The organism is Brevundimonas sp. FV1ps31S (assembly GCF_058681265.1).
Map to the genome: position 1 here is coordinate 39,495 of NZ_CM178735.1, position 12,746 is coordinate 52,240.

The 12,746-nt window shown below is 69.0% G+C and carries 11 protein-coding genes; 5 read left to right on the forward strand and 6 right to left on the reverse strand.

What is annotated here, in order from left to right; all coding sequences use genetic code 11:
• Positions 1–60: 60 nt before the first annotated feature.
• Together ACVPT3_RS00190 and ACVPT3_RS00195 are read left to right on the forward strand one after the other, a co-directional pair.
• Positions 61–501, forward strand: a complete 441-nt coding sequence (locus ACVPT3_RS00190; protein ID WP_492042230.1) for an RrF2 family transcriptional regulator — start codon at positions 61–63, stop codon at positions 499–501.
• 33 nt (positions 502–534) lie between these two features.
• Positions 535–1,311, forward strand: a complete 777-nt coding sequence (locus ACVPT3_RS00195) for a sulfite exporter TauE/SafE family protein (protein ID WP_492042231.1) — start codon at positions 535–537, stop codon at positions 1,309–1,311.
• Between the two features lie 23 nt (positions 1,312–1,334).
• Here the strand turns inward: ACVPT3_RS00195 and ispG are convergent, their stop codons facing one another.
• From ispG to ACVPT3_RS00215, 4 genes are all read right to left on the reverse strand, one after another.
• Positions 1,335–2,483 (reverse strand): flavodoxin-dependent (E)-4-hydroxy-3-methylbut-2-enyl-diphosphate synthase, encoded by a 1,149-nt coding sequence (ispG, locus tag ACVPT3_RS00200; protein WP_492042232.1) that lies wholly within the window; start codon positions 2,481–2,483, stop codon positions 1,335–1,337.
• Between the two features lie 48 nt (positions 2,484–2,531).
• Entirely contained in the window at positions 2,532–3,641 is a 1,110-nt protein-coding gene (locus tag ACVPT3_RS00205) for a helix-turn-helix domain-containing protein (protein ID WP_492042233.1), read from the reverse strand.
• A gap of 183 nt (positions 3,642–3,824) precedes the next feature.
• Positions 3,825–6,083: a phosphoenolpyruvate--protein phosphotransferase gene (gene ptsP / locus ACVPT3_RS00210; protein ID WP_492042234.1), complete on the reverse strand. Its 2,259-nt coding sequence runs from the start codon at positions 6,081–6,083 to the stop codon at positions 3,825–3,827.
• Positions 6,084–6,145: 62 nt separating this feature from the next.
• Positions 6,146–7,435 carry an aspartate kinase gene (locus ACVPT3_RS00215; protein WP_492042235.1) on the reverse strand — a complete coding sequence of 430 codons (1,290 nt, stop codon included), beginning with the start codon at positions 7,433–7,435 and terminating at the stop codon, positions 6,146–6,148.
• A 56-nt stretch (positions 7,436–7,491) separates the two neighbouring features.
• Here ACVPT3_RS00215 and ubiG point away from each other — a divergent pair, with 56 nt between their 5' ends.
• Positions 7,492–8,310 (forward strand): bifunctional 2-polyprenyl-6-hydroxyphenol methylase/3-demethylubiquinol 3-O-methyltransferase UbiG, encoded by an 819-nt coding sequence (gene ubiG / locus ACVPT3_RS00220; RefSeq protein ID WP_492042236.1) that lies wholly within the window; start codon positions 7,492–7,494, stop codon positions 8,308–8,310.
• Positions 8,311–8,486: 176 nt separating this feature from the next.
• Here ubiG and ACVPT3_RS00225 read toward each other — a convergent pair whose 3' ends face one another.
• Together ACVPT3_RS00225 and ACVPT3_RS00230 are read right to left on the reverse strand one after the other, a co-directional pair.
• Positions 8,487–10,538: an OPT family oligopeptide transporter gene (locus ACVPT3_RS00225; protein WP_492042237.1), complete on the reverse strand. Its 2,052-nt coding sequence runs from the start codon at positions 10,536–10,538 to the stop codon at positions 8,487–8,489.
• Positions 10,539–10,604: 66 nt separating this feature from the next.
• Positions 10,605–11,321, reverse strand: a complete 717-nt coding sequence (locus tag ACVPT3_RS00230; protein WP_492042238.1) for a phosphatase PAP2 family protein — start codon at positions 11,319–11,321, stop codon at positions 10,605–10,607.
• A gap of 215 nt (positions 11,322–11,536) precedes the next feature.
• Here ACVPT3_RS00230 and mutM point away from each other — a divergent pair, with 215 nt between their 5' ends.
• Together mutM and ACVPT3_RS00240 are read left to right on the forward strand one after the other, a co-directional pair.
• A complete protein-coding gene (mutM, locus tag ACVPT3_RS00235) occupies positions 11,537–12,400 on the forward strand; it encodes a bifunctional DNA-formamidopyrimidine glycosylase/DNA-(apurinic or apyrimidinic site) lyase (RefSeq protein WP_492042239.1) in 864 nt (287 codons plus the stop codon).
• Positions 12,401–12,448: 48 nt separating this feature from the next.
• Entirely contained in the window at positions 12,449–12,727 is a 279-nt protein-coding gene (locus ACVPT3_RS00240) for a hypothetical protein (RefSeq protein ID WP_492042240.1), read from the forward strand.
• The last annotated feature ends 19 nt before the right edge of the window (positions 12,728–12,746 follow it).

Here is a 12,746-nt window from a genome sequence, read left to right on the forward strand (position 1 = left end):
GAAAGGGGGCGCCGGCGAACGACGTCTTGCGTCCGACGCGCGATCACGCGATCACGGACCATGCTGTCCAACCGGTCCCGCTATGCGCTTCGCGCCATGATCCATCTGGCCGGCCTGCCCGGCGGGGGCCCCGCCACGATCGGCGAAATCGCCGAGGCGGCGACGGCGCCGCGCAAGTTTCTCGAGGCCATATTGCTGGACCTGCGGCGTCAGGGACTCCTGGTGTCGAAACGAGGCCGGACCGGCGGCTACGCCCTGGCGGCGCCGGCCCAGTCTATCAGTTTCGCCGACGTGATCCGGGCGCTGGAAGGACCGCTGGCCCTGGCGCCCTGCGCGTCGCGAACCGCCCATGGTCCGTGCGAGACCTGCCCCGACGTCGAGACCTGTCCGCTTCAACCCGTGCTGCAGGACGGGCGCGACGCCATAGCGGCGGTGTTCGAGGGGCGAAGTCTGCTGCAAGCCGTGTCGAATTTTTCTCCTATTGACCCGGTAGGGAAATAGCCCGCACCGTCACGACGCAATTTCGGGGTCGCCATGCAAGATTTCCTCATCTTCCTCCTCGTCGGCTTCCTGGCCCAGTCGGTCGACGGCGCCCTGGGCATGGCCTACGGGGTGATTTCGTCGACGGTTCTGCTGTCGTTCGGCGTGCCGCCGGCGACCGCCTCCGCCAGCGTCCACGCCGCCGAGGTCTTCACCACAGCCGCCTCCGCCGGGTCTCATGCGGTGAACAAGAATGTGAACTGGAAGCTGTTCACGCCCCTGGTCCTGGGCGGGGTGGTCGGCGGCAGCCTGGGCGCCTTCGTCCTGACCAGTATCGACGGCGATCTGGTGAAGCCCTGGATCACGGCGTATCTCGCGCTGATGGGCGTCGTCATCATCTGGCGCGCCACGCGACAGACGCGCGAGCGAATCTTTCCGCTTCGGGCGGCGGGACCCCTGGGCCTGGTCGGCGGCTTCTTCGATGCTGTCGGCGGCGGCGGTTGGGGGCCCACGGTCACCACCACCCTGGTGGGATCGGGCGGCGACCCCCGCGCCTCGATCGGCACCACCAATACGGCGGAATTCTTCGTCACCTCGGCCATTTCCGCGACCTTCCTGGCCGCCTTGCTGACCGGCCACTGGGACCAGGCCGAAGGGATCGCCACCCATGCCGCCTCGGTCGGCGGGCTGATCCTGGGCGGCCTGATCGCCGCCCCCTTCGCCGGGGTCATCGCCCGGATCGCCCCGCGCCGGGTGCTGACCTATGGGGTCGGGGCGGTCGTGCTGCTGTCGGCGGGTTATCAGGCGCTGCGGCTGTTCGGGGTGATCTGAGGCGCCAACAGGCGTCGCCTCGCCTATTCCGCCGCCTGAAGCTCGGCCGCCCGGGCCGCATCCAGTTCGGCGGCCTTCTGCTCGACCAGGTCGACGATGTGGTCGATCATGCCGTCGTTGGCCTGTTTGTGGGCGATCTTGCCGTTCAGATAGATCATGCCCGCGCCCTTGCCGCCGCCGGTGAAGCCGATGTCGGTGTAGAGGGCCTCGCCCGGGCCGTTCACGACGCAGCCGATGACCGACAGGCTCATCGGCGTCGAGATATGGGCCAGCTTCTCTTCCAGCAGGGTCACGGTCTCGATGACGTTGAAGCCCTGACGGGCGCACGACGGGCAGGCGATGATGTTGACGCCCCGGTGGCGCAGGCCCAGCGACTTGAGGATGTCGAAGCCGACCTTGATTTCCTCGACCGGATCGGCGGCCAGGGAGACGCGGATGGTGTCGCCGATGCCGGCCCACAGCATGGACCCCATGCCGATGGCCGACTTGATGGTGCCGGTGCGCAAGGGGCCTGCCTCGGTCACGCCCAGGTGCAGCGGGCAGTCGATGGCGTCCGCCAGCTGTTGGTAGGCGGCGACGGTCAGGAAGGGGTCGGACGCCTTCACCGAGATCTTGAACTCGTGGAAGTCGTGGTCCTGAAGAATCCGGGCGTGGTTCAGGGCGCTCTCGACCATGGCGTCGGGGCAGGGCTCGCCGTACTTCTCCAGCAGCTCCTTTTCCAGCGAGCCGGCGTTGACGCCGATCCGCATCGAACAGCCGTGGTCCTTGGCGGCCTGGATCACGTCGCGGACGCGGTCGGGGCTGCCGATATTGCCCGGATTGATCCGCAGGCAGGCGGCGCCGGCCTGGGCCGCCTCGATGCCGCGCTTGTAGTGGAAATGGATGTCGGCGACCAAGGGGACCCTGGCCTCGCGGGCGATGGTCTTAAAGGCCTCGGTCGATTCCACGTCGGGGCAGGAGACGCGGACGATGTCGGCGCCGGCCTCTTCGAGCTGGCGGATCTGGTCGATCGTGGCCGCCGCGTCGGACGTCGGCGTATTGGTCATCGACTGGACGCTGATCGGGGCGTCGCCGCCCACCAGGACGGAGCCGACGCGGATCTGTCGGCTCTTGCGGCGCTCGATATGGCGCCAGGGTCGGACGTGGCCGAGATCGGAGGTGTGGTCGCTCATCGGGATCTCATATAGGCCGATGGAGGCGGCGAGGCCACGGGTCGGAGGTCAGTTCGTCGTCGTTGCGGTCAGGGCGAGAGGCAGTGCGGAGGTCTGAGGCGCGGGCTGGGTCTGTTGCAGCGCGATGCGGTCCGCCTGAATCTGGGCCTGGCGGCGGGCCTGTGCTTCAGCCACCTGCCGGGCCGCCTGTTCGGCGCGGCTGTTCAACTGGGCCAGGGGAGTCAGGACGGCGGGCAGGATGCCGCCGTGTTCGCCGTTCAGATAGACGTCGAAGGCGGCCGGATCCGACACGTCGATGACCGCGCTGACGCCCAGCGGCGCCCGCCAGGCTTCGCCCGTCGCCATCTGGCGCGCGAACAGGGCCTGGCCGTCGCCGAGACGCACGACCAGGGCGCCGGCCTTCTTGGCCTGGATCACCACCTGTGAAGCGGTGGCGGGCGCGCCGTAGACCGCGCCGCGCGGGTTGAAGGCTTTCTGCACCGGGGCGTTGTCGGCTGCGGCTGCGGCCGCGATCACGGCCGGATCATTGGGGTCTATCCCGGTCAGCTGTGCCTCCAGGCCCGGCGTGATGTACAGGGCCGGCGTGGTCTGGTCTGGCGGCGCGGCGCGGGGCGCGCTGAGGGTGATCGGAGCGTTCTGGCCCGGCACTTCGCCCAGCGACCAGCTTTCGGGCAGGGCGGCGATGTCGGACGGCTGCGGCGCCCGCATCAGATTGACCCGCTGGAAGATGTTCCAGCCGACGATGGCCAGGGCCACCACGGCGATCCCGGCGACGATGCGCGGCGAATAGCGTTTGACGTCCTCGAAGGCCACGCCGATCGGCGCCTTCAGCGGCGCCGAGGTGTCGGGGCTTTCACGCTTGAACCGTTCGACGGCCAGCTGTTCGTCCAGGCCCAGGGCGGCGGCATAGCCGCGCACATAGCCGATGGCGAAGACGCGCGACGGCAGCGACGACCAGTCGTTCTGCTCCAGGGCGACCAGGAAGCGCGGGTTGACCTTGGTCTCTGCCGCCAGGTCGGCCAGGGACTTGCCGGACTGCTCACGGCCCCGGCGCAGGCCGTCGCCCAGAGTCGCTGACTCGGTGATGGAGGGCGCAATGTCCTTCCAGTCAGGATGAGCCTTGAACTCTTCGGGGGCGTGCCCCGCATCCAGCGCCATGACGCCTGACCCCAAACTCGGAACGGCAGGAAGCCGCTCCGTACGCAAAACGGACGCGTCGCTTATCATGTCTTCGTGGCGGCGCTCGCCCCTCCCCGGGGGCTGTCCTGATGCGTCCTGTGGATAAACCATAATCCCCGCCCCATCAACGGCGATTCCCGAAACGAAACGTGGTCGGGCCCGTCAGGCGGCGACGTTCAACTTCCGGGCCAGGGATTCGATCTCGTTGCGGACCGAACCCGTCGACAGGTTCAGCAGGTTGTTCAGGCCCCGTCGCGCCGCCGTCAGATCGGCGGACAGGATCATCCGTTTCACCGGACCGATGCCTCCAGCGGGAGCCGACAGCCGGGTGAAGCCCAGGGTGATCAGGGCGAAGGCCTCCAGCGGGCGGCCCGCCAGTTCGCCGCAGATCGACACCGGCGTGCCGGTGTCGGCGCAGGCTTTCTGGATCGTTTGAAGCGCGCGCAGGGTCGGGGGCGACAGAGGGTCGTAGCGATCCGAGACCAGGGGATTGGTCCTGTCGGCCGCATACATGTACTGGAACAGGTCGTTGGTCCCGATCGAGACGAAGTCGGTCAGGGGCAGAAGCGCGTCCAGATGCCACAGCAGCGACGGGCATTCGACCATGGCGCCGACGCGCAGAAGGGCGGGCAGGGCGCGGCCGCGCCGCCTGGCCCAGGCGCATTCGACGTCGACCAGTTCGCGCGCGGCGCGGAACTCGTCCACCGTGGCGATCATCGGGAACATGACCCGCAGTTCGCGGCCCGCCGCCGCCGTCAGCAGGGCGCGCAGCTGCATCCGCAGCAGGGACGGCCGATCCAGGCCCAGGCGGATGGCGCGGCGGCCCAGCGCGGGGTTCTCCTCCCGCTCGGCCTCCAGATAAGGCAGGACCTTGTCGCCGCCGATGTCCAGGGTGCGGAAGGTGACGGGCCGGTCGCCGGCGGCGTCCAGCACCAGCTTGTACAGGGCTGTCTGGGCGTCCAGCCGGGGCAGTTCGTCCGAGACCATGAACTGGAATTCGGTGCGGAACAGGCCGATGCCCTCGGCCCCGGTTTCGTTCAGGTTCTCCAGGTCCACCGCCAGGCCGGCGTTGGTCAGCAGGGTGATGCGCTGGCCGTCCAGGGTCACGGCGGGGGTGTCGCGCAGCTGGGCGAACTGGACCTGGCGCTGATCGCGCACGGCCATCCGCGACTGAACCGCCTCGATCATGTCGGGACGGGGCCGCAGATAGGCCTCGCCGGTTTCGCCGTCGGCGATGACGACGTCGCCTTCCGACAGCCGGTCGCGCAGACCCATCAGACGGCCGACGCAGGGGATCTGAAGCGCGCGGGCGACGATGGCGGCGTGGCTGGCGGCCGAGCCTTCTTCCAGCAGCAGGCCCTTCAGCTTGTCGCGCGGATATTCCAGCAGGTCGGCCGGGCCCAGGTTACGGGCGACCAGAATGGCGTCGTCGGGCAGTTCGCGCTCGCCCGGCTTGTCGCCCGCCAGCACCCGCAGCAGCCGGTTGGCCAGGTCCTCGAAATCGTGCAGCCGTTCGCGGATATAGGGGTCGCGGGCCTGGGCGAAGCGGGCGCGGTGTTCGTTGCGGACCCGGTCCACCGCCGCCTCGGCGGTCAGGCCGTTGCGGACCGCTTCTTCCAGCGACCGGTTCCAGCCCCGGTCGTCGGCGAACATCCGATAGGTCTCCAGCACCTCGAACGAGGGTCCGGCCAGGCCCTGACCCTTGTCCAGCATGGCGTCCAGGCCGGTCTTCAGCGAGGCCAGGGCCAGCTTCAGCCGGGCCTCCTCCATCGCCGGGTCTTCGGACAGCAGTTTCTCGGGCGGCAGGGGGGCTTCGTGCAGGACCACCCGACCGACCGCCAGGCCGTCGCCGAACTTCTGGCCCTTCAGACGCTCCGGGCGATGAGGCGCCAGTTCGACGTCGCGCAGCTCGTCCTGTTCCAGCAATTCGCCGGAGGACACCGTCTCGGACAGGACCATGGCGATGGTCTGGATGTCCTCGACCTCCTCCTCGTCATAGCGCCGCTCGGTGCGGTTCTGGACGACCAGGACGCCGATGGCCCGGCCGCCGCGCAGCAGGGGGGCGCCCAGGAAGGCGTGATAGGGGTCTTCGCCCGTTTCCGGCCGGTAGGAGAAGGACGGGTGCGACGGCGCGTCCGACAGGCTGATCGGCTGGGCCATCCGCGCCACTTCGCCGACCAGACCCTCGCCGGGACGCAGGCGGGTGTTGTGGACGGCGTCGGGGTTCAGGCCCTCGGTGGCGAACAGCTCCAGCTCGCCCGAGGCGCGGCGCAGATAGATGGAGCAGACCTCGGCGACCATCGATCGGGCGATGATCCGCACCACCATGTTCAGACGGTCCTGCGCCGGGGTCGCACCCGCGCCGGCCCCGCCCAGAGCCTCGCGGATCTGGCGCAGGAGGACCCGAGGTCCCCTGGTCATCGCGCCGCCTGCCGGCATTATGGCTCCCGCGCTGTGGCGCCGAGGCGCCGGTTCACATCATCCTATATCGCGTCCAGCCCGTAAGCCGAATGCAATGCGCGCACGGCCAGTTCGGCGTACGCCGCGTCGATCAGGACGCTGATCTTGATTTCCGAGGTCGAGATGGCCTGGAACTTGATCCCCTTGTCGGCCAGAGCCTTGAACATGGTCTGGGCGACGCCCGCGTGGCTGCGCATGCCAACGCCGACGACGGACACCTTGGCGACGTCCTCGTCGACCCGGATTTCCTCGATGCCGATCTCGCTCTGGGCGGCCTTCATCAGGTCGGCGGCGCGGACGGCGTCGCGACGGCCGGTGGTGAAGGTCAGGTTGACCGCCCCGGCCGTGCGCGACTGGCTTTGCACGATCATGTCCACATTGACGTTGGCCTCGGCCAGACGGGTGAAGACGTCGGCGGGGGCGTCCACGCGGTCGGACAGGCCCAGCAGGGTGATGCGGGCCTCGTCACGGCTCATGGTCACACCGGACACGATGCGTTTTTCCACGATCTCCTCCTCGTCGCAGATCAGGGTGCCGGCCTCGTGGGGCAGGGCGCCGGTTTCGTCAGGTTCGATAAAGCTGGATAGAACGCGCACCGGGACCTGTTTGGCCATGGCGAGCTCGACCGAGCGGGTTTGCAGCACCTTGGCGCCCAGGGAGGCCATTTCCAGCATCTCCTCATAGGAGACCTTGGCCAGGCGTCGGGCGCGGCTCTCGATGCGCGGGTCGGTCGTGTAGACGCCGTCCACGTCGGTATAGATGTCGCAGGGGCAGCCTAGGGCCGCCGCCACGGCGACCGCCGAGGTGTCGGAGCCGCCCCGGCCCAGGGTGGTGATCTTGCCCTCGGGCGTCACGCCCTGGAAGCCGGGGACGATGGCGATCTCGCCGGCGTCGACGGCGGCGCCCAGTTTCTCGCCGGGGATGTCGATGATCCGGGCGCGGGCGTGGGCGTCGTCGGTGACGATCGGCACCTGCCAGCCCATCCATGACCGGGCGTTCAGCCCCATGTTGCGCAGGGTCAGGGCCAGAAGGCCGGCCGTCACCTGTTCGCCCGAGGCGACCACCACGTCATATTCGTCGTCGCTGAGCGGCAGGCCCGCGGCGGCCGGGCCCGCGCCGTCGGTCCAGGCGACCAGTTCATTGGTCTTGCCGGCCATGGCGGAGACCACGACGGCCACCTTCTTGCCCGAGGCGGCCTCGGCGGCGACGATCCGCGCCGCGCGCCGGATGCGCTCGAGGTCGCCCATCGACGTGCCGCCGAACTTCATCACCAGTCGCGTGGTGTCGGATCGTGAAGAATCGGGCCGCGTCATCGTGGCGTTTCGCCCCCTGCTTGCGTGAAAGGGCGCGAAGGTTCATCCCTCGCGCCATGACCGCTTCTAGCGACGCCGCACCGTCTCGCCTACCCCGCGAAGGGCATGGTTTTCCGCAAAATTCGTCCGAGGGCGCATTTGGCGCATCGATCGACCCGGCCGACGTGGCCCGCTTCTCGGCCCAGGCGGCCGAATGGTGGGATGCGCACGGGCCGTTCGCGCCTTTGCACCGGTTCAATCCGGCCCGGCTGGCGCTGATCCGCGAACAGCTGTGCACTCGGCTGGGGCGGGATGCGAGGGCGCGGACTCCGTTCGAGGGGCTGACGCTTCTGGACGTCGGCTGCGGCGGCGGGCTGATCGCCGAGCCGATGCGGCGGATGGGCTTTATCGTCACCGCCATAGACGCCTCGTCCGAGAATATCGGCACGGCGCGGGCCCACGCCGAGATGGTCGGGCTGGACATCGCCTATCGCGCCGCCACCGTCGAACAGATCGAGGCCGAGGGGGCGGGGCCGTTCGACGTGGTCCTGACCATGGAGGTGATCGAGCATGTCGCCGACCCGGAAGCCTTCGTGCGCGCCTGTTCGCGCCTGGTCCAACCGGGCGGGGTGATGATGGTCGCCACCCTGAACCGCACTTTGAAGTCGCTTGCCCTGGGCAAGGTGGCGGCGGAATATATCCTGCGCTGGGTGCCCGCCGGGACGCACGACTGGCGCCAGTTCCTGAAGCCCGACGAGATCCGGACGATGCTGGCGCGGGAGGCTGTGACGGTCGAGGGGCCGTACGGCCTGAACTATGACCCGCTGACCGACCGGTGGAGCCAGAGCGACGACGCGGGTATCAACTATATGATGGTGGCGACCCGGGCGGCTTAACGGATATCCCTCCCCCTGCGGGGGAGGGGCGTCGCGCAGCGACGGGGTGGGGGCGGCCAGGCACGGGCGTACCGATCTGAATCAAGCCAGGCCTGCGATGTGTCGCCCTGCCGCCCCCACCCGGCTCCGGCTACGCCTCCGCCCCCCTCCCCCGCAGGGGGAGGGAGAGGTGTTTGTCATACCGCCTTGGCGCGGCTCCGCGTCCAGGCGTACAGGCCGAAGACCGCGACGGCGAAGCCGATGATCCCCGCCAGCATGGCCGGCCAGGTCGAACCGTCGGGCAGCATGGCGAAGGGGGCGTCGTCGCGGGTGGCCACGATCACCCCGGCGGTGAAGACCCCGAACAGGCTTTCGCCGACGATCAGGCCCGAGGCCAGCAGCACGCCCATACGGCGCGCCACGTCGGCGTAACGGGTGCTGGACACGGCCTTGTCGTAGATCCAGCCGCAGACGGCGCCGATGACCAACATGGTCGTGACGGCGGCGGGCAGGTAGAAACCGATGCCGACGGCGAGTGGCGGCAGCTTGACCTTGCCCTTGGTGGCCTTGGCTGCGACGGCGTCCAGCACGATGATGACCACGCCGATCACGGCGCCCAGGCCGATCAGGTCCCAGCGCAGGTCGCCGCCGATGACGCCGCGCGCCAGCGCCGAGATCAGGGTGGCCTGGGGCGCCGCCAGGGTCTTGGCGCCCTCGACGATGGCCGGCGGGCCGCCTTCGAAGCCGAAGGCCTGGTTCAACAGGTTCAGGATCAGGGGAATGACGATGGCCCCGGCGCCGACGCCGACGATCAGGGCGACCTGCTGGCGCCAGGGCGTGGCCTCGACCAGTTGGCCGGTCTTCAGGTCCTGAAGATTGTCATTGGCGATGACGGCGACGGCGAAGACGACGGCGGTCACGATCAGGGCGAAGGCGATGATCGACGGATCGGCCGGCACGCCCGCAATGGCCATGACGCCCAGCATCAGCAGGGAGGCGATGACGACGGCCAGGATGCCGACGCCCGAGACCGGGCTGTTCGACGAGCCGATCAGGCCGGCCATATAGCCGCAGATGGCGGCGACGGCGAAACCGATCAGGACGACATAGACCAGGCCGCCGATGACCAGCAGCGGGGTCGAACCCGCCAAGGCCGGGGCGCTCTGGGCGAACCAGGCCAACAGGCCGGCGATGCCGATCAGGCAGACGACCGAGATCCCGCCGACCAGCTTGATCGGCAGGTCCTGTTCGGTCAGCTCAAGCGCCTCGCCGTGATTGCGGCGGGCGTTGGCGGCCAGGGCCGAGGTCAGGCCGCCGACCAGGGGACCGGCCAGCTTGATCAGGGTCCAAATGGCGGCGACGCCGATGACGCCGGCGCCCATGAAGCGGACCTCGCGGCTCCAGACCCGTCCGGCCAGCTCCTCTGCGCCCGTTCCGGCGGGCAGGGTCGAGGCGATGGAGGGGATGCCGTGCGCGGTCAGCCAGGCCACCGTGTCCGGGCTGGTCAGGATGGGCACCGCGATCGCCCAGGCCAGGATCAGGCCGAACAGCTGGGCCAGGCCCACGGTCAGGCCGATCAGATGGCCGGCGCCCAGAAGCGCGAACTGCATCCCGAAGCCCATGCCTGTGGCCCCGCCGCCCAGGGCGGCCGGAAGCTTGAAGAAGCGCGCCGCCTCGCCCGCGAAGACGCGGCCCGCGACCAGCAGGGCGTAGCCGGCCGAGACCAGGGCGCCGGCGACGACGACCCACAGGCCGGACTTGTTCTCGCGCACCGCGCTCTCGGTCTGTTCGGCCCCGCGCGAGCCGACCTTCAGCACCTCGGCGGCGGCGACGCCCTCGGGATAGGGCAGGCCGCCGTTGGTCACCAGGGCGCGGCGTAGCGGGATGGAGAAGGTCACCCCCAGCACGCCGCCCAGGATGCAGATGGCCACCGACTGCCAGAAGGGAAACTCCAGCCACCAGCCGATCATCACCAGGCCGGGCAGGACGAAGATGATCGAGCTCATGGCTCCGCCGACCGAGGCCACGGTCTGGACGGTCATATTCTCCCAGATGGTCGAGGTCCTGAAGGCCCGCAGCACGGCCATCGAGATGACCGCCGCCGGAATGGCCGAGGCGAAGGTCAGGCCGACCAGGAGGCCCAGATAGGTGTTGGCGGCGGTGAAGATCACCGCCAGCAGGCAGCCCAGGACCAGGGCGCGAAGGGTCAGTTCAAGCCGGCCTTTAGGCGCAGCGACGGCGTCAGTCATCGAGATCGGTTCCCACGTTCGACGCGGACGTAAGCCCATTCCGCCGCCTGCGGCAACCGGTCACGCTCAGGCGGGGAGGGGGTGAAGTCCGCGGAACCGACGTCGCGCCCGGCGAACCAGGCCGGGCGAGGCCACCGTCACCCTATAGACCCCCGCCATGACCAAGGCCGTCAAAGCCCAGGACAGCAGGATATCCGACAGGAAATGCCCGCCGAAGACCAGCCGGTTCATCGACAGGGCGAAGGCGTAGACGAGGCCGAGCGGCAGGACGACCGGCCGCCATTTCGCCGGCGTCAGCACCAGCAGCACCCCGACCATCCAGGCCGCGCTGGAGCCCTCGCCCGAGACGAAGGAGCAGTTGGACTGGCAACCGTCGCTGATCACCCAGACGGGGGTGAAGACGGCCTCGCCGCCGAACTGGTCGATATGGACCGGGCGGGGGCGTCCCCACAGGCCCTTGAGCAAGGTGTTCACGACCAGGCCTGGCCCGAGCGCCAGGGCCGCCAGGACGAAGACGGTCCGCCTCGCCGTCGCGCCGAGGGCGCGGCGGCGCAGGGCGCGCCAGGCCAACCGTCCGATCACGCCGAGCAGCAGCAGGGCCAGCACCAGGCTCGAGCTTTTGCGCAGGGCCTTCAGCAGGGGGTTGTCGGCCAGGAAGAAGCCGGCCTCGGGCCGGTAGAACAGGCGGCTGACGGCGATGTCGACGCCGGGCAAGGCCAGGAAATAGATGCTGATCGCCAGAACCGCCGTCGCCGCTAAAATCGCGCCGTCGTCGCGCGTCATGCCGATCGCTCGCCACAAGTCGCTCAAGGGCGCGATGCGGGACCGCCCCGCTTTAATAAGAATGGACTGAGACACATTCCCCCCGGACTGCTCTCTGTGTCGAATGACAGGCCCGGGTGTCGCGCGAGCGTCGTTACGAACAATGTTTTTCGACGATTGGGGCGGGGGCGGACGATTGGCTTGGCGCATGGTCCTGGGCGGGCTAGGAGCGCCCCATGCCTGAACTTCCCGAGGTCGAAACTGTCCGACGCGGCCTGACGCCGGTGCTGGCGGGCGCGCGCCTGTCGCGGGTGCGGATCAACCGGCCCGACCTGCGCTTTCCGTTCCCGGACCAGTTCGTCGAACGGCTTGAGGGGGCGACGGTCGAACGAGTCGACCGCCGCGCCAAATATCTGCTCATGCCCCTGTCGACCGGCGAGACCTGGATTACCCATCTGGGCATGACCGGCCGTTTCACCCTGGACGGAACCCTGCCGGGCGAGTTCGAGGAGGCCGCCCCCATCGCCGGCAAGCACGAGCACTTCAGCGGCTGCGCCGTGCGCGACGGCGCCGCGACCCGCATCGGCTACGCCGACGCCCGCCGGTTCGGCTTCATGGGCCTGATCCGCACCGATCATGTCGAGACCCACCCCTGGTTCGCCGGCCTGGGGCCTGAGCCGCTCGGCAACGGCTTTTCCGGCGCGCATCTGGTCGAGGCCTTCGCCGGCAAGACACAGAACATCAAGGTCTCCCTGCTGGACCAGCGGATCGTCGCCGGCCTGGGCAATATCTATGTCTGCGAGGCGCTGTACCGCGCCCGCATCTCGCCCCTGGTCGCGGCCGGGTCGGTGTCGAAGGCGCGGCTGGAGACCCTGGCGTCGGTCGTCCGCGACGTGCTTAACGACGCCATCGCCGCCGGCGGATCGACCCTGAAGGACTTCGCCAACGCCGAGGGCGGCCAGGGCTATTTCCAGCACCGGTTCGACGTCTACGGCCGCGAAGGCGAGGCCTGTCGGGGGAGGGGCTGCACGGGCACTGTCGCCCGGATCGTCCAGGGCGGCCGCTCCACCTTCTACTGCCCGTCCTGTCAGAAGAAGTAGGCGGGGTTAGGCCTTCATCTCGCCGTCGGTTTCGTGCCAGATCGCTTCATGAGCTTGCGCGAACGTCACCTGTGGATCGCCATCGTCACGACCGTGGCGGTGTGGGGCCTCTATGGTTGGCAGATGGGTCTTCAGATCGGCGCCGGCGGGTTGAACGGAGAGGAATTCGCCGGTGAGATGGGCGGATTATTCCTGCTGGGCCTGCTGCTGATCGCGGTGGCTGAAGGGGGGCTGACCCTGATCGCCAACGGGCTGATGGGCTGTATCGTCGTGTCGGAGCTGATCCGGTTCGCCATGACCCTCGCCCTGCTGCGCGCCAGACGCTAGATCGACGACAGAACGAGGA